This window comes from Paraburkholderia sp. NPDC080076 (assembly GCF_050281145.1).
Lineage (GTDB): Bacteria > Pseudomonadota > Gammaproteobacteria > Burkholderiales > Burkholderiaceae > Paraburkholderia.
Window position 1 is genome coordinate 121,141 of the sequence record NZ_JBNNWQ010000016.1, and the last position, 24,959, is coordinate 146,099.

The following is a 24,959-nucleotide window of genomic DNA, read 5'->3' on the forward strand; positions in this document are numbered from 1 at the left end:
CCGATGACCGCTTAGTTGCCGGCTTTCTCGAAGCGGCGCAGCAGTTCATCGCCACGCGACACGGAGGCGTCGAGGGCCTGTTGCGGCGTCTTCTTCTGTGCCCAGACCTGTTCGAGTTCTTCGTCGATGATGGTACGGATCTGCGGCATGTTGCCCAGACGCAAGCCCTTCGTGTATGGCAGCGGCGGCTTGTTGAGCATCTGCTTGATGGCGGTGTCGCTGCCCGGGTTCTTTTCGTAGAAGCCTTGTTGCTGCGTCAGTTGATAGGCGGCGGTGGTGACCGGCAGATAGCCGGTGTCCTGATGCCACTTGGCGGCCACCGGCGCCGACGACAGATACGAGAGGAATTTCGCCACGCCCTTATAGACCGCCGGATCCTTGCCCGACAGCACCCACAGGCTTGCTCCGCCGATGATCGCGTTCTGCGGCGCGCCCTTCACGCTCGCGTCGTACGGCATCATGCCGGTGCCGAAGTTGAACTTCGCGTACTTCTTGATCGTGGCGAGCGACCCCGACGAGTTGGTGATGATCCCGCAGTCGCCGCTATAGAACTTCGACACTGGTTCGTCCTTGCGGCCGACGTAGGTGAAGGTGCCGTCCTTCTGCATGTTCTGCAGGAACTGGATATGCGCGACTTGCAGCGGCTTGTTGAACTCCAGTTGCGCGTCGGGGCCGTCGAAGCCGTTGTTCTTCGTCGCGAACGGCGCGCCGTGCCAGGCGCTGTAGTTCTCGAGTTGAATCCAGCTCTGCCAGCCCGATGAATAGCCGCACGCCATGCCCGACGCCTTCAGCTTTTGTGCGTCGGCCTGCAGTTCGGCCCAGGTTTTCGGTGGCTGGTTCGGGTCGAGGCCGGCTTTCTTGAAGGCGTCCTTGTTGTAGTACAGCACCGGTGTCGAGCTGTTGAACGGCATCGAGATCAGCTCGCCGGTTTTGGCGTCGCTGTAATAGCTGGCGATGGTCGGCACGAAGGCCTTTTCATCGAGCGGCACGCCGGCTTGCTTGAACACTTCCGAGACGGGGATCACGGCCTTCTTCGCCTGCATCATGGTGGCGGTGCCGACTTCGTAGACCTGCAGGATGGCCGGCGCATTGCCGCTGCGATACGCGGCGATGCCGGCGGCGAGAGTCTGGTCGTAGGTGCCTTTGAAGACCGGCACGATCTTGTAGTCGCTTTGCGATGCGTTGAACGCGTTGGCGATGTCGTTCAGCCGTTCGCCCAATGCGGCTTCCATGCCGTGCCAGAACTGGATTTCAGTCGCGGCGTAGGCCGCCTGGCTGAGGCCGACACTCAATACGGCGGCAACGGAAAGCGAACGGATTAGCGGCTTCAAACTCATCGATTTGTCTCCAGATTGGAACGGGCGCGGATGCGAATCGCGCGATTCTATTTGTGTTCGATGACAGTCCGGCGACGGTGGCCGGGCGGCGTGCACCATTTTTGACGGGCGCCGAATGCCGCAATTTAACACCGGTGTCCCAAAACGGAAACAGTCGGTGGTTGAAGGCGACGGTCTGTGCGGGGCCTCAGTCTGCTCGGCGCCTACGAGTTTGAGTTGCTCGCGTGGCTTCGTGTACGTTACGTCACGGTGCGTTAATCAGGATTGCAGATGCTGCATTCTTCAGTGCGGTTGGCAGCAGGTAGTTGGATTGCGGGCCTCGCGTTGGCCGGTTGTTCGCTCGCGCCCCGGCAGAAGCCCGACGTGCGCATCGTCGCGATTGCCGTGAACGATGCGGACGATTACCGCATGGCGGCGTGCCTCGGCATCGATGCGGTGCTCACGGATTCACCGGCAAGAATGGCGGCGATCAGGGACGGTATCGCGTTGCCGCTGCGCTGCGCTGCGCGCGTTCCAATGCAAACTAGCGGCCAATAAAAAAAGCCCGCTTTAAAAAGCGGGCTCCCTTGAAGTCACTTGCTGCGGGCGGCAACGCTCAGGTTTTCACCCGTGGCCGTCTCATGCCGAAGCCCAGGCAGAAACTCAGACGTTGAACAAGAAGTTCATCACGTCGCCATCATGCACGACGTATTCCTTGCCTTCCGCACGCATCTTGCCGGCTTCCTTCGCGCCTTGCTCACCCTTGTAAGTGATGTAGTCGTTGAACGCGATTGTCTGCGCGCGAATGAAGCCGCGCTCGAAGTCCGTGTGAATCGCGCCCGCGGCCTGCGGCGCCGTATCGCCGACGTGGATCGTCCACGCGCGCACTTCCTTCACGCCAGCCGTGAAGTAGGTTTGCAGGCCCAGCAGCTTGAAGCCGGCGCGGATCACGCGGTTCAGACCCGGCTCTTCCATGCCCATGTCGGCGAGGAACACTTCCATGTCGGCTTCGTCGAGGTCGGCGATTTCCGCTTCGATCGCGGCGCACACGGCGACGACCGGCGCGTTTTCCGCCGCCGCGAACTTCGCGACCGCGTCCAGATGCGGGTTGTTCGCGAAGCCGTCTTCCTTCACGTTGGCCACGTACATGGTCGGCTTGGCAGTGATCAGGCAGAACGGCTTGAGCGTGGCCTTTTCTTCGTCCGACAGGTCGAGCGCGCGGACCGGCTTGGCCTGGTCGAGTTGCGCACGCACCTTTTCCAGCACCGCAGCGTTCTTGATGGCCTCCTTGTCGTTACCCGACTTGGCGGCCTTCGAATAGCGCGCCAGCGCCTTTTCGACGGTCGCGAGGTCGGCCAGCGCCAGTTCGGTGTTGATCACTTCGATATCCGACAGCGGATCGATCTTGTTCGCGACGTGAATCACGTTCTCGTCTTCGAAGCAGCGCACCACGTGCGTGATCGCGTCGGTTTCGCGGATGTTGGCGAGGAACTGGTTGCCCAGACCTTCGCCCTTGCTCGCACCGGCCACCAGACCGGCGATGTCGACGAATTCCACCACGGCCGGCAGGATGCGCTCCGGCTTGACGATCTCAGCGAGCGCCTTCAGACGCGCGTCCGGCACCTCGACGATGCCGACGTTCGGCTCGATCGTGCAGAACGGATAGTTTTCGGCGGCAATGCCCGCCTTGGTCAGCGCGTTGAACAGGGTGGACTTGCCGACGTTAGGCAAGCCGACGATGCCGCATTTGAGGCTCATGGAAATCCTTCAGTGAATCAGTAAGTTGCGTGATGCGCTCGACGCTGTGTGCAGGATTCGAGAAGCCTTCGCGTGTGGCGTGGCGGACCAATGCAGCGGAGCGGGACAAGACACCGGATCGGGGCGTTGCTCGACGATCGGGCGCAAGTTTTCACGGAAAGCGCAATTGTAACCCGTTCGGATCGGCGTACCGACGCGGCAGCGGGAAAGCGGCGCCCATCGCTCGATCGGCGATTGCAAGGTTCAGGTAAGAATTTCTCGAACGCATTGTAGAATCGCCGGTTCAGGGCCGCTAGAGCCCAATCCGAGGAAAAAATGAGAACAATACGATGGGTCATCACGGGCGTGGCTATTGTCGCGTTGGGCAGCGCGATCGCGTCATGGGTATCGCCGAACTTCGACGACGCCCAGGCGAACTCGGACCGGCAGACGGTCAACTGCCTCGCCAGTCGTTTGACGTTGGACGATAAAAAGCAGATCGCCCAATTCGCCGATGCCAACGACTTGGATTCACTGTGGCACGTGTATGACCGCATTTTCCCGGACTGCGCCGTGCGCGGCGATCAGCGGGAGCGCAAGGGCGACCTCGAGGCGAGCGCCTGGCGGCTCCTGTCTTCCGACCGCGAATTCACGCGGCTGCGCGAAGCGAACGCGGCACACGCGGCCGCCGGTCACCTGTGAGCATCGGCGCGATTGTTTGGGCTCAAACGCCGCGTGCATCGATCCGTCCCCCGCAACCCCCGCGGCTATAATGCGCGGATGAACGCACACCACCAGACCTTTGATGCCGCCGTGATCGGCGGCGGGCTCGTCGGCAAGACCGCGGCGCTCGCGCTGACTCAAGGCGGGTTGCGCGTGGCGCTGCTCGCGCAACCCTGCGCGGCACTGCCCGCCGGCGTCGCCTTCGACTCGCGGGTCTACGCGCTGTCGTCGAGTTCACAGGCTTTGCTCGAGCGTTTGCGGGTCTGGCAGGCGCTCGATCTGGCGCGGCTCGGGCCCGTCTACGACATGCGCGTCTACGGCGACGCGCACGCCGAACTGCATTTCTCCGCGTTCCAGGCTTCGGTGCCGCAACTGGCGTGGATCGTCGAGTCGTCGGTGATCGAACGTGCGCTGGATGCCGCGCTGCGCTTCCAGCCGAATCTCACCTGGATCGACACGCGCGCTCAGGCGCTGGACTTCACCGCGGATAGCGCGAGCGTCGGGCTGGCCAACGGCAATGTGCTCGACGCCGATCTGGTGGTCGGTGCGGACGGTGCACATTCGTGGGTGCGTGCTCAGATCGGCTCGAAGATGGACCGGCGCGACTACAAGCAAACCGGCGTGGTCGCCAATTTCAAGGCCGAAAAGCCGCACGGCGAAACCGCTTACCAATGGTTCAAGGACGGCGAGATCATCGCGCTCCTGCCCATGCCGGACGGCCACGTTTCGCTGGTCTGGTCGGCGCGCACCGAGCACGCGGAGCAACTGATCGCGCTCGATCCGGCGCAACTCGCCGCGGAAGTGGAACGCGTGACCGGCGGCCAGTTCGGCGCGCTCGATTGCGTGACGCCCGCGCAAGGTTTCCCGCTCGCACTGCAAACGGTCGACCGGCTGGTGGCGCCACGCGTCGCGCTGGTCGGCGACGCCGCGCATCTGATTCATCCGCTGGCCGGGCAGGGCATGAACCTCGGCCTGCGCGACGTCGCGGCGCTCGCCGACGCGGTCGCCGGCAAGGAATCGTTCCGCGATCTCGGCGACATGGTGCTGCTGCGCCGCTACGAACGCGCCCGCCGCGAAGACATCCGCGCGCTGATGATTGCCACCGACGGGCTGCAAAAACTCTTCTCGGTTCCCGGTCCGTTTGCCAAGGTGTTGCGTAATACCGGCATGGCGTTCGTGGGCGCGCAGCCGTTCATCAAGCGCTGGCTGGTGTCGGCTGCGCTGGGTTGAAGCACCCGGCCGGGCATGCCGCGGCCGGCGACACAGGTATCATGAGCGGATGGACGCCGTTCCGGTCAGACTGGAAACGTCAGGAAACGAGCAATGCGTGCGCATGGCGCGCGATTGAACCAGGAATTCAGGATGAAAAAAACTTTCCGCATGGCCGCCGCCGTGCTTGCCATCGCCGCCGTCACGATCGGCTGCTCCGCGCAGGCCGACCAGACCACCGACAAGCTCAAAGCCACGCTGCAGACGCGTCTTTCCGACGTGTCGATCAAGAGCGTGACGAAGTCGCCGATTGCCGGCCTGTACGAAGTGAACCTCGGCACGCAGATCGTCTATAGCGACGCGAACGGCGATTACCTGATGCTCGGCGACATGGTCGACGCCAAGACCCGCAAGAATCTGACCGAAGCACGCCTCGCTGAAACCAACCGCATCGATTTCGCGAGCCTGCCGTTCGGGAACGCGGTGAAGGTCGTGAAGGGCAACGGCGCGCGCAAGATCGCCGTGTTCTCCGATCCGAACTGCCCGTACTGCAAGCAGCTCGAAACGTCGCTCAAGTCGATCGACAACGTGACGGTCTACACGTTCCTGTACCCGGTGCTGTCGCCGGATTCGACCGCCAAATCGAAGTCGATCTGGTGCTCGACGGACCGCGCGAAGGCCTGGGAATCGTGGATGCAGGACCATCAGGCGCCCACCGCCGCCGGCACGTGCGACACCGCCGCGATCGACAAGAACCTGGCGCTCGGCCACGCAATGAACGTCGACGGCACGCCCACAGTGTTCCTCGCCGACGGCCGCCGTCTGCCCGGCGCCGTGCCGGCCGACCGGCTGGACAAGGAAATGTCCGCGGTGCACTGAGCACGCGGAACACAACGAACAAAGGAGGCGCGACGTGCGCCTCCTTTCGCATCGAGCCCGAACATCCCCGCCTCACCTCTTCTAATCGCCGCCGATGAAGCCGATCCGCTACACCATCGTTCCCAAGCAACCCGCCGCTCACCTGTTCGAAGTCACCGTGACGGTCGCCGATCCCGATCCGGCCGGCCAGCGTTTCATGCTGCCGGTGTGGATTCCGGGCAGCTACATGGTGCGCGAGTTCGCCCGCAACATCGTGACGCTGCGCGCCTTCAACGACGCGGGCCGCAAAGTGCGCGTCGAAAAGACCGACAAGCACACGTGGCAGGCTGCGCCGGTCAAGGGCGCGCTGACGTTGCGCTATGAGGTCTACGCGTGGGATCTGTCGGTGCGCGCCGCGCATCTCGACGATACGACGGGCTTTTTCAACGGCACGAGCGTGTTCCTCTCGCCGCTCGGCCATGAAGAGGCGCAGTGCGTGGTCGATATTCAGAAGCCCGAAGGCGCGGCGTATCGCAACTGGCGCGTCGCGACCGCGCTGCAGGAAGCGCGCGGCACGAAGCGTTACGGTTTCGGCGAGTATCGCGCGCAGAACTACGACGAGCTGATCGATCATCCCGTCACGCTGGGCGAATTCGCGCTGGCGACGTTCAAGGCGCATGGCGTGCCCCACGACATCGTGATCGCCGGACGCGTGATCGGGCTCGACATGGCGCGTCTGTCCGCCGACCTGAAGCGCATTTGCGAAGCGCAGATCGCGTTGTTCGAGCCGAAGTCGAAGAAAGCGCCGATGGATCGCTACGTATTCATGACCCAGGCCGTCACCGACGGTTATGGCGGCCTCGAACACCGCGCTTCGACCGCGTTGATCTGCAATCGCGGCGATCTGCCGGTGGCAGGGCGCGAGGCGCCCAACGAAGGCTACCGGACCTACCTCGGCCTGTGCAGTCACGAATACTTCCACACCTGGAACGTGAAGCGCATCAAGCCGGCCGTGTTCGCGCCATACGATCTGAGCGTCGAAAACTATACGTCGCTGCTGTGGCTGTTCGAGGGCTTCACCTCTTACTACGACGACCTGATCCTCGTGCGCAGCGGCCTGATCTCGCAGGACGACTACTTCGGCATGCTCGGCAAGGTGATCGGCGGCGTGCAGCGCGGCAGCGGACGTCTCAAACAGACCGTCGCCGAAAGCTCGTTCGACGCGTGGGTCAAGTACTACCGCCAGGACGAGAACGCGCCGAACGCGATCGTCAGCTACTACACCAAGGGCTCGCTCGTCGCGCTCGCGTTCGATCTGACGATCCGTGCGCAGACCAACAACCGCAAATCGCTCGACGACGTGATGCGTCTGCTGTGGCAGCGCTTCGGCCGTGATTTCTATCGCGGCAAGCCAGTCGGCGTCGACGAAAGCGAGATTGAGGCGATTTTTGCGGAAGCGACCGGCGCGAAATTGGCCGAGTTGTTCGCTGAAGCCGTGCGCGGCACGCGCGATCTGCCCCTCGACACGCTGCTCGCACCGTTCGGCGTCGAAATCGCGCCCGAAGTGGACAAAAACGCCAAGCCGTCGCTCGGCGCGCGCATGCGCGGCGGCGCGGATTGCACGCTGGCAGCGGTTCATGACGGCAGCGCCGCACAAAAAGCAGGGCTCTCGGCCGGCGACGTGCTGATCGCGCTCGACGGCCTGCGTGTGACGGGCTCGAATCTTGACGGGCTGCTCGCGCGCTACCAGCCGGGCGCGAAAGTCGAGATTCACGCCTTCCGCCGCGACGAGTTGCGCACCGCGCAAGTCAAGCTGGACGGGCCGGAGGTGGCGCGCTACAAGCTCACCGCCAGCGACAAGCGGCCCGCCGCGCGCAAGGCTCGCGAGCGCTGGCTGGCTAGCTGATCGTCATCCGGGCCGTCCCAACGAACGGCCCGTGGTGGCGGATTGTTCTACCAGTGCAACGATCCGTCGCCGCCGGATGGCTTTTTCCCGAGGCGGTAAAAAAACACAATGGCTCCATTCGCGCAACACTGCGCGCCCCAACTGGAGTCAACCATGACCACGATCCTGCAAATCAACTCGGCAGCCCGCTCGCAAGGCGCAAACTCGACGTTGCTCGTCAACGAGCTGACCGCAAAACTGCAACAATCGAATCCGGGCGCGCAAGTCGTCGTCCGCAATCTGCAAGCTGAACCGCTGCCGCACCTGGACGACGCCGTCCTCGGCGCGTTCTTCACGCCGGCTGAGCAACGCACGGCCGAGCAAGCCGCGATCGCCGCGCGCAGCGAAGCGCTGATCGCCGAACTGCAAGCCGCCGACATCGTCGTGATCGGCGCACCGATGTACAACTTCGGCATCTCGTCGCAACTGAAGACGTACTTCGACTTCATCGCCCGTGCCGGCATCACGTTCCAGTACACGGCGAACGGTCCGGAAGGTCTCGTGAAGGGCAAGAAGGTTCACGTCGTGTCGGCACGCGGCGGCAAGTATCTGGGCACGCCGAACGACAGCCAGACGCCGTACCTGACGAGCTTCCTGGGCTTCCTCGGCATGACCGATGTCAACTTCATCTACGCCGAAGGCCTGAACATGGGCCCGGACGCTGCCGGCGCCGCGCTGGCTTCCGCGCGCGAAGCGATCGCTGCTGCGTAAATCTGGCTGCGCCGCTTCGATGCGGTCGATAGCACCGGAATGAAAAACGCCACGAACCTTGGGTCCGTGGCGTTTTTTCTTTGTGGCGCGATGCCGGATGCCGGCGGTTTTTACGCGAGCATTTGCGCTTCGTCGGGCAGGCGCCAGTCGATGGGTTCGCGGCCGTGCTGCGCGAGATAGTCGTTGGCCTTCGCAAAATGCCCGCAGCCGAGAAAACCGCGATGCGCCGACAGCGGCGACGGATGCGGCGCTTCCAGCACGTAATGCGACTTGCCGCCGAGCAGCGCGCGCTTGGCTTGCGCATGCGCGCCCCACAGCATGAACACGAGGCCGTCATGGCGCATCGCCAGTTCATGGATCAGCGTGTCGGTGCATTTTTCCCAGCCGCGTTTCGCGTGGCTGGCGGCGGAATCACGCTCCACGGTCAGCACCGTGTTCAACAGCAGCACGCCTTGCTTCGCCCATGTGTCCAGACAGCCGTGACGCGGTGTCTCGTGACCGAGGCTTGCGGCGATTTCCTTGAAGATATTGCGCAGCGACGGCGGCGTGCGCACGTCCGGCGCCACGGAAAACGCGAGGCCGTGTGCTTGCGGCGTGCCGCGGTCTTCGCCGTGGTACGGGTCCTGGCCGAGGATGACGACTTTCACTTCATCAGGACTGGTCAGGCGCAGCGCGCGGAACACGTCGGCGGGATAGACGGTTTTGCCGGCGGCGCGCTCACCGTCGACGAAACGGCAGAGCGGCGCGTAGGCGTCGCTTTCGATGAACGGTTTGAGATGTGCGCGCCATGTGGGCGGCAGGGCGTCGAACTGGGCCTCGAGTGATGGCGGCCGCGTGGCGGCGCTGGCGCTGGTTTGCTGCGGCTGCGCGTGCGTCATGTCAGTGGCGGGTGCGGACGCGGCGTCGCCGAACAGCGATGCCTGCGACGGATTGGAGCGGGTACGGGAAGCGGAGGTCATGGCGGGGAAGTGTCGCAGCAAACGCGGCGTTGCTCAAGGTGTCGCCTCAACCAGCCCGCAACTTATAACCGCGCTGCGCCTTGCTGATATTGTCCGGTGCGAGACCGGCTATCTGTCTACCGAGTTCCGCGGCGAGTGTGTGAAGCGCGGCTTCGTCGCCGGACTTCAGTTCGAGCTCGACTTCCGAGATCGGCGCGCGACGCGTTTCGCTATCGACCTCGGCGAACACGTCGCCCTGATCGATCGCCGCTTCGATGTCCGAGCCGTCCACTTCGACACGCCACAGCGTCCGGGTGAAATTCGTGCGGAACAATTCGACGAGTTCGGGCGCGGCCTGACGCAAAGCATCCGCGGCGGACGGTTCGTCGCACTCGCGTAACAACGCATCGATCTCCAGCTTTTCACCCGCCACCGGCATTTCCCATTCATGCCGGCTGTGCAAACCTTCTTTGGCGTTGCCCACCGTCTTGAAGGTCTGCAGCCAGCCGTCCGGCGTTTGACGCAGACGCAACGCGCTCTTCGAACTCGCCAGCGTCAGCTCGGGCGTGTCGAAGTAAATATTCACCAGCTTGATCGGACGGCCCGTCCCACCCGCGCGCGCGACGAACCATTGCGTCGCCGCTTGCACCTGCGCGGGCGGCAGCGCCAGTTTGATTTCGCGTTCCATGCCCATGATCTGCTCCGCTATGTGCGCCGCGTGCCGTGTGTCGACACCGTGCTCAGAAAAACATCCGAGCAAGCTCCACGCCCGGCTCGTCCGCGCGCATGAACGCTTCGCCGACGAGGAACGTGTGCACGTCCATCGCGCGCAGGCGTTCCACATCGGCGCGCGACAGAATGCCCGACTCCGTGACGACGATGCGGTCCTCCGGAATCGCTTCGAGCATGCCGATCGTCGTTTCGATCGACGTCTCGAAGGTGCGCAGATTGCGGTTGTTGATGCCGATCAACGGCGTTTTCAGCGTGAGGGATTCCATCAGCTCATGCTGGTCGTGCACTTCGACCAGCACGGCGAGACCGAGCGAATGCGCGAGCGCTTCGAGATCCTGCATCTGCGAGGTTTCGAGCGCGGCGGCGATCAGCAGGATCGCGTCGGCGCCCATCGCGCGGGCTTCGACGATCTGGTACGGATCGACGATGAAGTCTTTGCGCAGCACCGGCAAATTGCAGGCCGCGCGCGCTTCCTGCAGATACGCGACGCTGCCTTGAAAGAACTGCACGTCGGTGAGCACGGACAGGCAGGCCGCGCCGTGCTTTTCATACGATCGCGCGATCTCGGCCGGCACGAAGTGCTCGCGCAACACGCCTTTGGACGGGCTCGCTTTTTTGACTTCGGAGATCACCGCGGCGAGACCCGCCGCGTGTTTCGCGCGCAATGCGCCGACGAAATCGCGCAGGTCGCGCGACGACGCTTCGAGGCGCAGCTCTTCGAGCGGCGCGCTCTGTTCGGCCGCGCGGACTTCTTCGCGTTTGACCGCGATGATACGGTCGAGGATGTCGCTCATAAATGTCTCGCTACGTGATTACTGCTTGAATTGCTGGGTGAAGCGCACCAGCTCGTCGACTTTCGCGCGGGCCTTGCCGCTCGCGATCACTTCGCGCGCCAACTGGATGCCGTCCGCGATCGACGAAGCCACGTTCGCCGAATACAGGGCAGTGCCCGCATTCAGCGTGACGATCTCGCGGGCGACGCCCGGCTTGTTGTCGAGCGCTTCGAGCAGCATTGCTTTCGATTCGGTGGCGTCGGCCACTTTCAGCGTGCGGTTCGACACCATCTGCATGCCGAAGTCTTCCGGGTGAATTTCGTACTCGTGGATCTGGCCGTCGCGCAGCTCGCCGACTTGCGTCGCCGCGCCGAGCGAGACCTCGTCCATGCCGTCCATACCGTACACCACCAGCACGTGCTTCGCGCCGAGGCGCTGCATCACGCGCACCTGAATGCCGACGAGATCCCCGTGGAACACGCCCATCAGTTGATTGGGCGCGCCGGCCGGATTGGTCAGTGGCCCGAGAATATTGAAGATGGTCCGCACGCCGAGTTCGCGGCGCACCGGCGCGATGTTCTTCATGGCCGGATGATGATTCGGCGCGAACATGAAGCCCATGCCGGTTTCCGCAATCGACGCCGCCACCTGTTCCGGCTGCAAATCGATATTCACGCCGAGCGCTTCGAGCACGTCCGCGCTGCCCGACTTGCTCGACACGCCGCGGCCACCGTGCTTCGCGACCTTCGCGCCGGCCGCGGCGGAGACGAACATGGTCGCCGTGGAAATGTTGAAGGTATGCGAGCCGTCGCCGCCCGTGCCGACGATATCGACGAAATTCGAGTTGTCCGGCACGTCGACGTGCCGGGCGAATTCACGCATCACCGTGGCGGCGGCGGTGATTTCGCCGATGGTCTCTTTTTTGACGCGCAAGCCGGTGATGATCGCGGCCGCCATCACGGGCGAGAGTTCGCCGCGCATGATGAGCCGCATCAAATGCAGCATTTCGTCGTGGAAAATCTCGCGGTGCTCGATGGTCCGTTGCAGCGCTTCCTGGGGCGTAATCGACATGATGTCGTCTCTCTTCATCAAGCGTTGCGGTTGGACGTTTGCGCGCTCGCGAGCTTCGACTGCTTCACGAAGTTTTCGAGCAGCGCGTGGCCGTGTTCGGACAGGATCGATTCCGGATGGAACTGCACGCCTTCCACGGCCAGTTCCTTGTGACGCACACCCATGATCTCGCCGTCTTCGGTCCATGCCGATACTTCGAGGCAGTCGGGCAGCGATTCGCGTTCGATCGCGAGCGAGTGGTAGCGGGTCACGACGAAATGCTTCGGCAGGTCGGCGAACACGCCTTTGCAGTCGGTTTCGATCGTGCTGACCTTGCCGTGCATGATGGTTTGCGCGCGCACCACGCGCCCGCCGAAAGCCTCGCCGATCGCCTGATGGCCGAGACAGACGCCGAGAATCGGCGTCTTGCCGGCGAATTCGCGCAGCACGTCGAGTGTGATCCCGGCATGTTGCGGATTGCTCGGACCGGGCGACAGGCAGATGCGCTCGGGGTTGAGCTTCGCGATTTCGTCCAGCGTGATTTCGTCGTTCCGATAGGTGCGCACGTCTTCGCCGAGTTCGCCGAAGTATTGCACCAGGTTGTAGGTGAACGAGTCGTAGTTGTCGATCATTAGCAGCATGGTGTGTCTCCGGTCAGAAGTCGCTATCGAGGCCGTCTTGAACCTGTTCGGCGGCGCGCAACACGGCGCGCGCCTTGTTCTCGGTCTCTTGCCATTCGGATTCCGGCACCGAATCCGCGACTACACCCGCTGCCGCCTGCACGTACAGATTGCCGTTCGCGATCACGCCGGTGCGGATCGTGATGGCCAGATCCATTTCGCCGGTGAACGACAGATAGCCGACCGCACCGCCGTACAGGCCGCGCTTCACGGGCTCCAGTTCGTCGATCAATTCCATCGCGCGGACCTTCGGCGCGCCCGACAGCGTGCCGGCCGGGAAGGTGGCGCGCAGCACGTCGAAATTGGTGGTGCCGGGTTTCAGCTTGCCTTCGACCGAACTCACGATGTGCTGCACGTGCGAGTACTTTTCGATCACCATCTTGTCGGTGACGACCACCGAGCCGATTTGCGCGATGCGGCCCACGTCGTTACGCGCGAGGTCGATCAGCATGACGTGTTCGGCGATTTCCTTCGGGTCGTTCAGCAGTTCGGTGGCGAGTTCCGCATCGCGTTCCGGCGTATTGCCACGCGGACGCGTACCGGCGAGCGGCCGGATCGTGACGATGCGATCCTCACCGCGCTTTTCCTGGCGCACCAGGATTTCCGGCGATGCGCCTACCACGTGGAAGTCGCCGAAGTTGTAGTAATACATATACGGCGACGGATTCAGCGAGCGCAGCGCGCGGTACAGCGAGAGCGGATTGTCGCGGTACGGCTTGATCAGGCGCTGGCCGACCTGCACCTGCATCAGCTCGCCGGCGGCGATGTATTCCTTCGCCTTGCGCACGGCCGCCAGGTAATCGTCTTTGGCGAATTCGCGGTAGGTCTCGGTGCGCACGCTCGCCGACGTGACCGGCGGTTGCACGGTGGTACGCAAACGCTGGCGCAGTTCGCGCAGCCGCTGTTTGGCTTTCGTGTACGCCTCGGGCTGCGTCGGATCGGAGTAGACCACCAGATAGAGCTTGCCCGCGAGGTTGTCGATCACCGCGACTTCCTCAGTCAGCAGCAACTGGATGTCGGGCAGATTCAGATCGTCTTTCGGGGCCGTGTGCGCGAGCTTTTTCTCGATGTAGCGCACCGCGTCGTAACCGAAATAACCGGCCAGACCGCCCGCGAAACGCGGCAAGCCGGGGCGCTGCGCCACTTTGAAGCGGCCCTGGAATTGCTGGATGAATTCGAGCGGGTCGCCCTCGTGCGTTTCGACGACCTTGCCGTCACGCACCACTTCCGACACGCCGTTGCGGGTGCGCAGCAGCGTGCGCGCCGGCAGGCCGATGAACGAATAGCGGCCGAAACGTTCGCCGCCCACCACCGACTCCAGCAGGAACGAGTTCGCGCCGTTGCGTTCGCTCTGCGCGAGCTTCAGGTACAGCGAGAGCGGCGTTTCGAGGTCCGCGAGCGCTTCGGCGATCAGCGGAATGCGGTTGAAGCCCTCATTGGCGAGGGACTGAAATTCGAGTTCGGTCATGTTCCGATCCTGTACGGTGGTCCGGCGGCAGTGTGCGTCGGACAAAGCGGGTCATTGCGCGGCCGGTCAGGCGTTGGTTCGACGTATCGACACGATGATACCGACCGGCGCGAGTTTCCCATCGACGCGTGCAAGGGATTTCAGCGCACAGATGTACTTTGCGGGTACACGCAGGCCGAATCAACCGATGCAGCGAAACAAGACGATGGAAAAAACGCGTGAGCGCAGCGAAGTAAAAAACGGTTGCCGAAGACGAGCTTCAGCGTACCTCAGGCGAGGTTAGCGCGACCAGCGACGCCAGGGCCAGGCTCCCCGGTCGATGCTAATCAGACTCCGTTTTTTATTCAGAAACATGAGGATGAAGGACTTTTCAAGTCGTGGAATGGTGCGCTGCGATCGCCTTGGCGGCGCCGAGCAGCGAGTCAACTATACCATCGGATTTTATTGTTTGTATAGCTTGGCCGTGGTTGTAGCCGTAGGGCACCGTGAGCGTCGCCATGCCCGCCGCGCGGCCCGCCAGCGCGTCGTTTTCCGAATCGCCGATGGCCACCGTGGCTCGCGGTTCGACGCCCAGTTGTGCCGCGGCGGTCAGCATGGGCAGCGGATCCGGCTTCTTTTTCGCCAGGCTGTCGCCGCCGATCACGACGCTGAAATACTGCGCGAGCCCATACTGCTGCAGCAACTCCACTGCGAACCGGTGCGGCTTGTTGGTCACGCAGGCGAGTTTGAGACCGGCCTCGCGCATGGCGATCAAGCCGGCTTCGACATCGGGATAAAGCCGCGTGTGCGTGCCGTTGATCTTCGCGTACTCCTCCTGATAGATCGCGAGCGCTTCGTCGAAGCGATCTTGCGCATGCTCCGTTTCGAAGCGCGGCGCCAGAACGCTGCGGATCAGATGCTCTGAACCCTTGCCCACATAACCGACCACCTCCTCGCGCGACGTTTCTTCTGCGTCGAGTTGCGCGAGCATGCCGTTCAGGCCGGCGGTGAAGTCGTCGGCGGTATCGATCATCGTGCCGTCCAGGTCGATGATCGCGGCTTGCAGGCGTGGGCTGGTGAAGGTCGGGGCGGGGAACGGAGTGGTCATGTTGCGTACAAGTGCTCAGTGCTGGATGTTGGCGAGTGCCGCGCGCATCTTTTCGATCACGACCTTGTGGTCGGGCTGGCCGAAAATCGCCGAACCGGCCACGAAGGTGTCCGCGCCGGCCGCCGCGATTTCAGCGATGTTGTCGACCTTCACGCCGCCGTCTACTTCCAGGAAGATCTGCCGGCCGGTGCGTTCCTTGTAGGCGTCGAGCCGCTTGCGCGCTTCGCGCAGCTTGTTGAGCGCTTCCGGAATGAACGACTGCCCGCCGAAGCCCGGATTCACCGACATGATCAGCACGAGATCGAGCTTGTCCATCACGTGATCCAGATAATTCAGCGACGTGGCCGGATTGAACACCAGGCCGGCCTTGCAGCCGTGGTCGCGGATCAGCGACAGCGTGCGGTCGATATGGTCCGAGCCTTCCGGGTGAAAGCTGATCAGGTTCGCGCCGGCCTTGGCGAAGTCCGGGACGATGCGGTCGACCGGGCGCACCATCAGATGCACGTCGATCGGCACGTCGACATGCGGGCGGATCGCTTCGCAGACGAGCGGCCCGATGGTCAGGTTCGGCACGTAATGGTTGTCCATCACGTCGAAGTGAATCCAGTCGGCGCCAGCGGCGACGACGTTGCGGACTTCCTCGCCAAGGCGGGCGAAGTCGGCTGACAGAATGCTTGGAGCGATGCGGAATTGCGTCATGGCGGGGGCGGAGGCAAGCGGGAAAGCGCCATTTTACCGTTTTGTGCGCGGGCGTTCCGGTTCACGGGTGCATTCGGGCGTGGCTCGTCGTTTGAGCGGCGAATGCGACAAAACGCCTTACTCGCCCTTGTCCAAAGGGATTTGTCCGGTTGCGGGCGTGCCGCGCATCAAGCAGAATGCCAAAACCATCAGCGCCGCGTTGCCAATGCGCCCGCAAACCATTGGCGTTCGGGCTTTCCCGCGATTTTTCACACCCGTTTCAGCAGACCGGAATCAGGATGAGCCAGTACGAATTCAGCGTCTCGGCGCAGGTGCAATATTTGCCCGAAGAGTCGGACCCGGAGCGCCGCCAGTATGCGTTCGCATACACGCTGACTATCCGTAACACCGGCCAGGTGCCCGCGCAATTGATCGCGCGCCATTGGGTGATCACCGACAGCGACAAGAACGTGCAGGAAGTGAAGGGCCTGGGCGTGGTCGGGCACCAGCCGTTGCTCAAACCGGGCGAGCATTTCGAGTACACGAGTTGGGCGGTGATTGCCACGCCGGTCGGCACCATGCGCGGAGAATACTTCTGCGTGGCCGAGGACGGCGAGCGTTTCGAAGCGCCAGTGCCGGAGTTCATCCTGCGCATGCCGCGTACCTTGCATTGAACCGAGGGCGTGGCCCGCGGTCTTTAAGAAGCTCAATGCGCGGTTAAGCGCGCAGCATTACTGCGATTTTTGCTGCTTTTGCTGTTCACTCGCGTTGGCGCGCGCCGCTTTCTTCTTGCCGGACGACGTCCACACAACGATAAAGACGAGCAGGAAGAGCGCGAGGAGCGATTCCAGCGCGAAGATGAGCATCGGGTATTCGTCGAACAGATCAGACATGGCGGTTTCCATCAAGAACGAACATTGTATGCGTTTTGTCCGCACGGCCGGAGCATGGCTCGGAGCGCTTTCGGTTGCGGTGATGCTGGCGTCCTGCGGTGGCGGCGGAGCGATCCGGCCGTCGGCTTCGCCGCCCACGGGTGCCGCGATCATACCCGGACAGATTGCCGCGGCGCGGCTGACGGCCGTTGCGTGGCAGCAGGTGCCGGGTTGGCAGGACGACTCGTTGATCGGCGCGACGGCCGCGTTGCGGCAAAACTGCGTGAGGCTCGCGCGTCAACCGAACTGGGCGCGCGCATGTGCCGCAGCCTCGCAAATCGACGACCTCGACGTCACCAGTGCGCGGGCTTTTTTTGAAGCCTATTTCACGCCATTCCAGTTAGCGAATACCGACGGCACGCTTGACGGTCTAGTCACGGGCTACTACGAGCCCTTGCTGCGTGGTTCGCGTACGCGGCACGGTGTGTATCAGACCGCGTTGTATCGCTGGCCGGCGAGCTACCGCGCGGGCGCGCCGCTGCCGGCGCGTGCGCAACTCGAGCGCGCAGGTGTGCTCAACGGTAACGAACTCGTGTGGGTCGATGATCCGATCGAAGCTTTCTTCCTGCAGGTGCAGGGGTCCGGGCGCATCGTGATGGAAGACGGCAGCGTCATGCGTCTGGGCTTCGGCGGTACCAACAATCAGCCGTACAAGTCGATCGGACGTTGGCTGCTGGATCGCGGGGAACTGACGCCCGCGCAGGCGACCATGCAGGGCATCAAGGCGTGGGCACGCGCGAACCCGACGCGCGTCGATGCGTTGCTCGATACGAATCCGCGCTTCGTTTTTTTCCGCGAGATGCCTTCCGGCGAAAGCGTGCCGAGCGGCGGCGCGGACGGGCCAATCGGCGCGCTGGGTGTGCCGCTGACGCCGGAGCGGTCGATTGCGGTCGATCCGACGTCGATTCCACTTGGTACGCCGGTGTTTTTGCAGACCACGCGTCCGTTGACGAACTCGCCGATGAATCGCCTCGTCTTCGCGCAAGACACGGGTTCCGCGATCAAGGGCGGCGTGCGCGCCGATTATTTCTGGGGCCTCGGCGACGACGCCGGCGATCTGGCCGGCAAGATGAAGCAGGGCGGCCGGATGTGGCTGTTGCTGCCGAATTCTTGAGGGTTGAGTAGCGCGTGGCGCGGTGCGGGTCCGCCGCGCCGCGCGTTACTTCCTGCTTGTTACAGCCCCGACTTGCGCTTGTCCACCACGCGCCGCGCCTTGCCGACCGAACGCTCGATCCCGTTCACACCCAGCACGTTCACCACCGCGCTCACGCCGATCAGCGCCTTGATGTCATAGGTCAACGCCTGCTTGGCCGAGTTCAACGCAGCCGTATCCGGCGCCGATTCCGGGCAAGGCTCGACGTTCAACGTCAACACGTCGAGCGGGCCTTCCTTGGTCAGCACGATCTGATAGTGCGGCGCAAGCGCGTGCTGCTTGAGCAGCAGTTCCTCGATCTGCGTCGGGAACACGTTCACGCCGCGCACGATCATCATGTCGTCCGAGCGGCCGGTGATCTTTTCCATCCGACGCATCGTGCGGGCGCTGCCCGGCAGTAGGCGCGTCAGGTCGCGGGTCCGGTAACGGATGATCGGCAGCGCCTCTTTGGTCAGCGACGTGAACACCAATTCGCCGAGTTCGCCGTCCGGCAGCACCTCGCCGGTTTCGGGATCGATGATCTCGGGATAGAAATGATCTTCCCAGATGGTTGGGCCGTCTTTCGTTTCCACGCACTCCGACGCCACACCCGGGCCCATCACTTCGGACAGGCCATAGATGTCGACAGCATCGATGCCCATGCGCTTTTCGATCGCCTGACGCATGTCGTTGGTCCACGGTTCCGCGCCGAAGATGCCGAGGCGCAGCGAACAATTGGCCGGGTCGATGCCTTGACGCTCGAGTTCGTCGGCAATGGAGAGCATGTAGCTCGGCGTCACCATGATGATGTCCGGCCGGAAGTCCTGGATCAGCTGCACCTGCTTTTCGGTCTGGCCGCCACCGAACGGGATCACAGTGAGCCCCGCGCGTTCGGCGCCGTAGTGCGCGCCGAGACCGCCCGTGAACAGGCCGTAGCCATAGCTCACGTGAACCTTGTCGCCACGCTTCGCGCCGGCGGCGCGGATCGAACGCGCGACGAGATTCGCCCACGTGTCGATGTCACGCGCGGTGTAGCCCACGACGGTCGGCTTACCCGTGGTACCGGACGATGCGTGAATCCGTGAAATCTGTTCTTGCGGCACGGCGAACATACCGAACGGGTAGCTGTCGCGCAGATCCTTCTTGGTGGTGAAGGGGAAGCGCGCCAGGTCCGCGAGGGTTTTCACTTCGCTCGGATGAACCCCGGCTTCGTCGAATTTGTGTCGATAAACCGGCGAGTTTTCATAAGCGTGGTTCAACGACCATTTAAGCCGTTCAAGTTGAAGCGCGGCAAGTTCGTCGCGGCTGGCGGTCTCGATCGGATCGAGCGGAAGGGCGGTGGTCATCGAATGTCTCCTTGCTGCCTCAATGCTTGGGTCTGAAATACGTGCGCTTGCGCGCAAAAACCTGGGGCTGGCTGCCGTTTAGCGGTGTGGCGGCGAAGAGCCGCTACTGGGCCGCGAATCTGTCATTGGTTTGCTGCGTGGTGTCTCGGAGTTATAGCGTTTGCTGCGAGGTTGCTGTTATCACTCGCCTGTCGGAATCAGATTGCCTTTGATTTGCGCCGATTTGCCGCGGAACATTGCAACGGTTTCTTCGGCACGGTTCGTCACGCGAATGTCGTAGATGCCGGTTCGGCCACTCAGCGTCTGCTCGACGGCTTCCGCTGTCAGCACGTCGCCCCCTCGCACGGGCTGCAGAAACTCGATCGAGCATCCGGCGGCAACCGTGTTGATGTTGTACGTGTTGCAGGCGAACGCAAAGGTCGAATCTGCGAGCGTGAAAATCAGGCCGCCGTGGCAAATCTGATGGCCGTTCAGAAAGTCATCACGTATTGCCATGCGCAGGCGTGCGTATCCGGGGCGCACTTCGACGATTTCGAGGCCGAGCGCGCGGCTGCACGCGTCGTTCTCGTACATTGCAGCAGCAGTCGCGCGGGCGAGTTCGTCGGGTGTCATCTGATTGGGATGGTTGGCTTGAGCGGACATGTCAGCGGCCCTCGAAGCGCGGCGCGCGCTTTTCAACAAAGGCTTGCACGCCTTCCGCGTAGTCGTGGGAAGCACCCAGTTGACGTTGCAAATCGCGTTCGAGATCGAGTTGCTGGTCGAGCGTTTGCGTCGCACCCTCCCGCATGGCCTGCTTGATTGCGGCGATGGCGCGCGTGGGTTGTTGCGCAAGCTGAGTCGCAAGTTTCGCCGCAATGGCGGCGAGTTCCGCGTCGTCGGCTGCTTGCCAGATCAAGCCCCAGCTTTCGGCTTTTTCCGCGCTGAGTTTGTCGCCGGTGATGGCGAGCCCTAACGCGCGAGCCATGCCGACGCGCTGCGGCAGGAACCATGTGCCGCCCGAGTCCGGCACGAGGCCGATCTTCACGAACGCCTGAATGAAGCTGGCGGAGCGAGCCGCGAGCACGAGGTCGCACGCGAGCGCGAGATTGGCGCCCGCGCCGGCGGCCGTGCCGTTCACCGCGGCGATGACCGGCAGCGGCAAAGCTTGCAGGCGGCGAATCAGCGGATTGAAATGTTGCTCGATCAGTTCGCCCAGATCGGTCATGGCGCCTGGCGTGAAGTCGAGGTCGGCGAGATCCTGGCCGGCGCAAAAGCCGCGGCCCGCGCCGGTGAGTACAAGCGCGCGGGCGCCGGACGTTTCGACCTCGTCGAGCGCGGCGCTCAATTCCTGATGCATCGCGCGCGTGAAGCTGTTGAGTTTGTCCGGCCGGTTCAGCGTGATGGTTGCGACATGGCTCGACGCGTCGATGTCCAGTCGAATCGCTTCATATGACATTGGGTGTCTCCTCAAAGTCTCTTTGACCGATGGGCGCTGTGGCGTCGACCTCAGATTCGCTCGATGACCAGCGCGATGCCCTGGCCTACGCCGATGCACATCGTGCAAAGCGCAAAGCGGCCATTGGTCCGTTCCAACTGGTACAACGCGGTCGTGATCAAACGCGCGCCTGATGCGCCCAGCGGATGACCAAGCGCAATGGCTCCGCCGTTCGGGTTGACGCGCGGGTCGTTGTCGCGCAGACCGAGCGTGCGCAGAACAGCCAGGCCTTGCGATGCGAAGGCTTCGTTCAACTCGATCACATCGAACTGTTCGAGCGTCATGCCGAGTTGCTTCAACAGCTTTTGCGTGGCCGGCGCCGGACCGATACCCATGATGCGCGGCTCGACGCCTGCTGTTGCCATGCCCACCACGCGGGCGCGGCGACGCAGTCCGTATTGATCGGCGGCCTGCTGGTTCGCGAGCAACAGTGCGCACGCGCCGTCGTTCACGCCCGACGCATTGCCGGCCGTCACGCTGCCGTCCGGACGGACCACGCCCTTGAGCTTGCCCAAACTTTCGAGCGAAGTTTCGCGCGGGTGTTCATCGAGCAGCACGCGTACGGGGTCACCCTTCTTCTGTGCGATGTCGACGCCGATAATTTCCTGGGCCAACGTGCCGTCCTGCTGGGCCCGAGCGGCTTTTTGCTGGCTCGCCAGCGCAAACGCGTCCTGATCAGCACGGCTTACGCTGAATTCGACGGCAACGTTTTCCGCGGTCTCAGGCATTGAATCGACGCCGTACTGACGTTTCATCAGCGGATTGATGAAGCGCCAGCCGATGGTCGTGTCGTAAATGTCGGCCTGGCGCGAGAACGCGCTAGTCGCCTTGCCCATGACGAACGGCGCACGCGTCATGCTTTCGACGCCGCCGGCGATCATCAGGCGTGCTTCCCCCGCCTTGATGGCGCGCGCTGCGGTGCCGACCGCGTCCATACCCGATCCGCACAAGCGGTTGATGGTTGCGCCGGGCGCTTCGGTGGGCAAGCCGGCCAGCAACGCGGACATACGGGCGACGTTGCGATTGTCTTCGCCGGCCTGGTTCGCGCAGCCATAAATGACGTCGTCGAGAGCGCGCCAGTCGACGCCGGGATTGCGTTCGATCAGCGCCTTGATCGGCACCGCGCCGAGGTCGTCGGCGCGGACATCTTTCAGGGCGCCGCCGTAGCGGCCGATTGGAGTGCGAATCGCATCGCAAATGAAGGCGTCGTTCATATGGATTCCTGCTGGGGCGGGTCGGCGTGAGGTGCCGATCCGATGTCTCATGTTAGTTTGGGTGCACAGCCAGGTCCATTCGGCCAAACGGCATAGGACGAAGCCGTGTTTTGTCTTATGCCATTCAGCCAGCTACCGCCGGCGCCGCTTTCGGTTCAACATGAACCCGGCTTTGAACTACGCGGAAGCGATTCGATACGAAAGCTGCGTCCGCCAGCGCGGCATTGGCCGCCGGGTTCGCGCCCGTGCCGTGGAAGTCGGAAAAGGCTGCCGACTGATTGACGAACACACCGCCGGTCAAATTGATCGACAAGGCCACGCCACCACGGATCGATGCTTCGTGCGCTTCTTCCAGCACCGCGTCGTCCGTGCTGTACACCGACAGCGTCAGCGCACCGTGCTCGGCGGCGATCGCGCCGGCGAGATCGAGCGACTGCGCAGTCGAGTCCGTCGCGATCACGAACGAGATCGGGCCGAACCATTCTTTGGTGAACTGTGCTTGGTCGGTGGCGGCATCCAGTTGAAGCACGAGCGGCGTGCGCACGCGGGCCGCGGCAAATGCGGGATGTTCGAGCGTCAGGCTCTCGACGAGCACGCGGCCGAGTTTTGCGGCATCGTCGATGCGTTGAGTCACGCCTTCGTTCTGAATCGCGCCGAGTAGTTCGACAGCGCGAGCCGGGTCGGCCACGAGTTTTTGCACGGCGCCGGCAATGGCTTGAGCGACTTCGTCAAAACCAAGCGTGCCTTCCGCAGTGCGGATGCCGCCGCGCGGCACGTAGATGTTTTGCGGCGCGGTGCACATCTGGCCCGAGTACAGCGCGAGCGAGAAGGCGATGTTGCGGGCGGCGGCCTTGATGTCGTCGACCGAGTCGATCACGATCTGGTTCACGCCGGCTTTTTCGGTGTAAACCTGCGCCTGATGCGCATTGCGCTCGAGCCACGTGCCGTTTTGCGTGCTGCCCGTGAAGTCGATGAGTTTGATTTCCGGGCGCAGGGCCAGGTCCTGGACGAGAGCGCCGTCGTTCGGTTCGGTGGCCAGCAAGGTAACGACGTTCGGATCGAATCCCGCTTCGCGCAAAACATCACGCGCGATTCGTACGGTCAGCGCGAGCGGCAGAATTGCGCCCGGGTGCGGTTTGACGATGACTGTGTTGCCCGTGGCCAGATCGGCGAAGAGGCCCGGATAGCCGTTCCACGTCGGGAAAGTGCAGCAGCCGAGCACGAGGCCGGTGCCGCGCGGCACGACGGTGTAACGCTTGTGCATGGCGAGCGGCGGGTTCTTGCCTTGCGGCTTTTCCCAATGGGCGTCGCCGGGAATGCGGCGCAATTGGTCCCATGCGTACACGACGGCTTCAAGCGCGCGGTCTTGCGCGTGCGGGCCGCCGGCTTGGAAGGCCATCATGAACGCCTGACCGGTCGTGTGCATCACGCTGTAGCCGATTTCGAAGCTGGCGCGATTCACGCGGGCAAGGATTTCGAGGCACACGCCGATCCATGCCTGCGGGCCCGCCGCGCGCCAATCGCGTTGGGCAGCGTTGGCGGCCGCGATCAGGGCGGCGGGGTCGGCCTTCGGATAGCGCACGCCGAGCGGGAATCCGAACGGTGAGACTTCGGCGCCGACGGTTTCGCCCGTCGACGGTTGGTCCAGCTGGAACGTCGCGTTGAGGTGCGCTTTGAATGCGGCTTCGCCGTCCGCGTTGGCCGTTTCCCCGTACACTTTCGGACTGGGCATTTCGACGAACGGGCTCCAGTAGCCGCGCGTTTCAACCGCGGTGAGTGCCTTTTGCAGCGTGTCTTCGTGCTTGGTGAATAGCGGATGTGTCATGGCAGAGGGGCTTGGCTGTACGTTGGGAAAAGCCTGTCGAATAATTGACCGACCGGTTGGTTGGTGAATGGTAGCATTATTAAGATGGCCGCGCGAAGTGTTTTCGCGCGCAATTTTTCTACCCTTGGGAGGCGGCATGGCTTACGAGAACATTCTGGTTGAGACGCGGGGACGAGTCGGCTTGATCACGTTGAATCGTCCGAAGGCGTTGAACGCTCTGAATGACGCGTTGATGGACGAGTTGGGGACGGCACTGCGCGAATTCGATGCCGACGACGCGATCGGCGCGATCGTGGTCACGGGCAGTGAAAAGGCGTTCGCGGCCGGTGCCGACATCGGCATGATGTCCACCTATACCTATATGGATGTCTATAAGGGTGACTACATCACCCGCAATTGGGAAACTGTTCGCTCCATTCGCAAGCCGATCATTGCCGCAGTGGCCGGGTTCGCGCTCGGCGGCGGCTGCGAGTTGGCGATGATGTGCGACATCATTTTCGCCGCCGACACGGCAAAGTTCGGCCAGCCGGAAATCAAGCTCGGCATCATGCCGGGCGCTGGCGGTACGCAGCGCTTGCCGCGCGCCGTCTCCAAGGCGAAGGCAATGGACCTCTGCCTGACCGCGCGGTTCATGGATGCCGCCGAAGCTGAGCGCGCCGGCTTGGTGTCGCGTGTGATTCCGGCTGCTTCCTTGGTGGACGAAGCGGTGGCTGCGGCTGCGACGATCGCAGAATTCCCCCTGCCGGCAGTGATGATGGTGAAGGAATCAGTCAATCGCGCCTACGAAACGACGCTCGCGGAAGGCGTGCATTTCGAGCGGCGCCTGTTCCATTCGCTCTTCGCTACCGAAGATCAGAAGGAGGGTATGGCCGCGTTCGTGGAGAAGCGCAAACCGGTGTTCAAGCATCGTTAATACGCTTGTCAAAATAACGCTTGCAAGGCGGAGTCGGGCTCGCTAGAATCTCGCTCTTTCGTGCTCCGGACAGCGGGGCACGGGAGGCGGGAGAGCCAGCAGTGGCAAGGCTTTCAGCGAAGTGGGCAGGTTCAGGAAGTTGGAAAAAACCTGTTGACGACGTAGCGAAAGTTCTTCATAATCTCGTTTCTCTGCTGCTGATGCAGCGACGCAGAACG

The 24,959-nt window shown here is 63.1% G+C and carries 24 protein-coding genes and 1 pseudogene; 9 read left to right on the top strand and 16 right to left on the bottom strand.

Annotated elements, in window-relative coordinates; translation table 11 throughout:
• Positions 1-11: 11 nt before the first annotated feature.
• Entirely contained in the window at positions 12-1,337 is a 1,326-nt protein-coding gene (gene ugpB, locus ACQKRQ_RS39340) for a sn-glycerol-3-phosphate ABC transporter substrate-binding protein UgpB (protein ID WP_427483062.1), read from the bottom strand.
• A 348-nt stretch (positions 1,338-1,685) separates the two neighbouring features.
• Between ugpB and ACQKRQ_RS39345 the strand changes: the two are divergent.
• Positions 1,686-1,874 (top strand): annotated as a pseudogene (locus tag ACQKRQ_RS39345) (hypothetical protein); the annotation flags it as partial.
• Positions 1,875-1,979: 105 nt separating this feature from the next.
• Here the strand turns inward: ACQKRQ_RS39345 and ychF are convergent.
• The gene (gene ychF, locus ACQKRQ_RS39350; RefSeq protein ID WP_132376783.1) at positions 1,980-3,074 is read right to left on the bottom strand and encodes a redox-regulated ATPase YchF; all 1,095 of its coding nucleotides are present in this window, start codon (positions 3,072-3,074) and stop codon (positions 1,980-1,982) included.
• Positions 3,075-3,434: 360 nt separating this feature from the next.
• Between ychF and ACQKRQ_RS39355 the strand changes: the two genes are divergently transcribed.
• The 5 genes from ACQKRQ_RS39355 (at position 3,435) to ACQKRQ_RS39375 (ending at position 8,499) form a co-directional block, all read left to right on the top strand.
• Positions 3,435-3,755: a hypothetical protein gene (locus ACQKRQ_RS39355; protein WP_427483064.1), complete on the top strand. Its 321-nt coding sequence runs from the start codon at positions 3,435-3,437 to the stop codon at positions 3,753-3,755.
• A 78-nt stretch (positions 3,756-3,833) separates the two neighbouring features.
• Positions 3,834-5,006 (top strand): UbiH/UbiF family hydroxylase, encoded by a 1,173-nt coding sequence (locus ACQKRQ_RS39360; RefSeq protein ID WP_427483066.1) that lies wholly within the window; start codon positions 3,834-3,836, stop codon positions 5,004-5,006.
• A gap of 132 nt (positions 5,007-5,138) precedes the next feature.
• On the top strand, positions 5,139-5,864 hold the full coding sequence (locus ACQKRQ_RS39365; protein WP_132376786.1) for a DsbC family protein: 726 nt from the start codon (positions 5,139-5,141) through the stop codon (positions 5,862-5,864).
• A gap of 94 nt (positions 5,865-5,958) precedes the next feature.
• A complete protein-coding gene (locus ACQKRQ_RS39370) occupies positions 5,959-7,749 on the top strand; it encodes a M61 family metallopeptidase (RefSeq protein WP_427483068.1) in 1,791 nt (596 codons plus the stop codon).
• A 153-nt stretch (positions 7,750-7,902) separates the two neighbouring features.
• The gene (locus ACQKRQ_RS39375; RefSeq protein WP_132376788.1) at positions 7,903-8,499 is read left to right on the top strand and encodes an FMN-dependent NADH-azoreductase; all 597 of its coding nucleotides are present in this window, start codon (positions 7,903-7,905) and stop codon (positions 8,497-8,499) included.
• Between the two features lie 110 nt (positions 8,500-8,609).
• Here the strand turns inward: ACQKRQ_RS39375 and ACQKRQ_RS39380 are convergent, their stop codons facing one another.
• The 8 genes from ACQKRQ_RS39380 to rpe form a co-directional block, all read right to left on the bottom strand.
• Positions 8,610-9,458: a uracil-DNA glycosylase gene (locus ACQKRQ_RS39380; RefSeq protein WP_427483070.1), complete on the bottom strand. Its 849-nt coding sequence runs from the start codon at positions 9,456-9,458 to the stop codon at positions 8,610-8,612.
• Positions 9,459-9,504: 46 nt separating this feature from the next.
• Positions 9,505-10,131, bottom strand: coding sequence for a CYTH domain-containing protein (locus tag ACQKRQ_RS39385; protein WP_427483071.1), 627 nt, complete (start codon positions 10,129-10,131; stop codon positions 9,505-9,507).
• A gap of 46 nt (positions 10,132-10,177) precedes the next feature.
• Entirely contained in the window at positions 10,178-10,963 is a 786-nt protein-coding gene (gene trpC, locus ACQKRQ_RS39390) for an indole-3-glycerol phosphate synthase TrpC (protein ID WP_408286991.1), read from the bottom strand.
• Positions 10,964-10,981: 18 nt separating this feature from the next.
• Positions 10,982-12,013, bottom strand: coding sequence for an anthranilate phosphoribosyltransferase (trpD, locus tag ACQKRQ_RS39395; RefSeq protein ID WP_427483073.1), 1,032 nt, complete (start codon positions 12,011-12,013; stop codon positions 10,982-10,984).
• A gap of 17 nt (positions 12,014-12,030) precedes the next feature.
• Positions 12,031-12,633 carry an aminodeoxychorismate/anthranilate synthase component II gene (locus ACQKRQ_RS39400; protein ID WP_132376792.1) on the bottom strand — a complete coding sequence of 201 codons (603 nt, stop codon included), beginning with the start codon at positions 12,631-12,633 and terminating at the stop codon, positions 12,031-12,033.
• A 13-nt stretch (positions 12,634-12,646) separates the two neighbouring features.
• A complete protein-coding gene (gene trpE, locus ACQKRQ_RS39405; protein ID WP_132376793.1) occupies positions 12,647-14,140 on the bottom strand; it encodes an anthranilate synthase component I in 1,494 nt (497 codons plus the stop codon).
• Positions 14,141-14,510: 370 nt separating this feature from the next.
• Positions 14,511-15,227, bottom strand: coding sequence for a phosphoglycolate phosphatase (locus tag ACQKRQ_RS39410; protein WP_132376794.1), 717 nt, complete (start codon positions 15,225-15,227; stop codon positions 14,511-14,513).
• 15 nt (positions 15,228-15,242) lie between these two features.
• Positions 15,243-15,926 (bottom strand): ribulose-phosphate 3-epimerase, encoded by a 684-nt coding sequence (gene rpe, locus ACQKRQ_RS39415; protein WP_408179109.1) that lies wholly within the window; start codon positions 15,924-15,926, stop codon positions 15,243-15,245.
• A 278-nt stretch (positions 15,927-16,204) separates the two neighbouring features.
• On the opposite strand from rpe, the gene apaG reads away from it, so the two are divergent.
• A complete protein-coding gene (gene apaG / locus ACQKRQ_RS39420; RefSeq protein WP_132376796.1) occupies positions 16,205-16,579 on the top strand; it encodes a Co2+/Mg2+ efflux protein ApaG in 375 nt (124 codons plus the stop codon).
• Between the two features lie 57 nt (positions 16,580-16,636).
• On the opposite strand, the gene ACQKRQ_RS39425 is transcribed toward apaG, so the two are convergent.
• On the bottom strand, positions 16,637-16,798 hold the full coding sequence (locus tag ACQKRQ_RS39425; protein ID WP_012434443.1) for a hypothetical protein: 162 nt from the start codon (positions 16,796-16,798) through the stop codon (positions 16,637-16,639).
• Between the two features lie 28 nt (positions 16,799-16,826).
• Between ACQKRQ_RS39425 and mltA the strand changes: the two genes are divergently transcribed.
• Entirely contained in the window at positions 16,827-17,951 is a 1,125-nt protein-coding gene (mltA, locus tag ACQKRQ_RS39430) for a murein transglycosylase A (RefSeq protein WP_427483077.1), read from the top strand.
• 59 nt (positions 17,952-18,010) lie between these two features.
• Here mltA and paaK read toward each other — a convergent pair whose 3' ends face one another.
• The 5 genes from paaK to paaN all read right to left on the bottom strand — a co-directional run bounded on the left by paaK (position 18,011) and on the right by paaN (position 23,828).
• Positions 18,011-19,315: a phenylacetate--CoA ligase PaaK gene (gene paaK, locus ACQKRQ_RS39435; protein ID WP_408179111.1), complete on the bottom strand. Its 1,305-nt coding sequence runs from the start codon at positions 19,313-19,315 to the stop codon at positions 18,011-18,013.
• A 180-nt stretch (positions 19,316-19,495) separates the two neighbouring features.
• Positions 19,496-19,957 carry a hydroxyphenylacetyl-CoA thioesterase PaaI gene (paaI, locus tag ACQKRQ_RS39440; RefSeq protein ID WP_427483078.1) on the bottom strand — a complete coding sequence of 154 codons (462 nt, stop codon included), beginning with the start codon at positions 19,955-19,957 and terminating at the stop codon, positions 19,496-19,498.
• Between the two features lies 1 nt (position 19,958).
• Positions 19,959-20,750 carry a 2-(1,2-epoxy-1,2-dihydrophenyl)acetyl-CoA isomerase PaaG gene (gene paaG, locus ACQKRQ_RS39445; RefSeq protein WP_427483080.1) on the bottom strand — a complete coding sequence of 264 codons (792 nt, stop codon included), beginning with the start codon at positions 20,748-20,750 and terminating at the stop codon, positions 19,959-19,961.
• Positions 20,751-20,800: 50 nt separating this feature from the next.
• On the bottom strand, positions 20,801-22,003 hold the full coding sequence (gene pcaF, locus ACQKRQ_RS39450) for a 3-oxoadipyl-CoA thiolase (protein ID WP_427483082.1): 1,203 nt from the start codon (positions 22,001-22,003) through the stop codon (positions 20,801-20,803).
• 124 nt (positions 22,004-22,127) lie between these two features.
• The gene (paaN, locus tag ACQKRQ_RS39455; RefSeq protein ID WP_408179116.1) at positions 22,128-23,828 is read right to left on the bottom strand and encodes a phenylacetic acid degradation protein PaaN; all 1,701 of its coding nucleotides are present in this window, start codon (positions 23,826-23,828) and stop codon (positions 22,128-22,130) included.
• Between the two features lie 136 nt (positions 23,829-23,964).
• Between paaN and ACQKRQ_RS39460 the strand changes: the two genes are divergently transcribed.
• A complete protein-coding gene (locus ACQKRQ_RS39460) occupies positions 23,965-24,741 on the top strand; it encodes an enoyl-CoA hydratase (RefSeq protein ID WP_132376803.1) in 777 nt (258 codons plus the stop codon).
• Positions 24,742-24,959 lie beyond the last annotated feature (218 nt).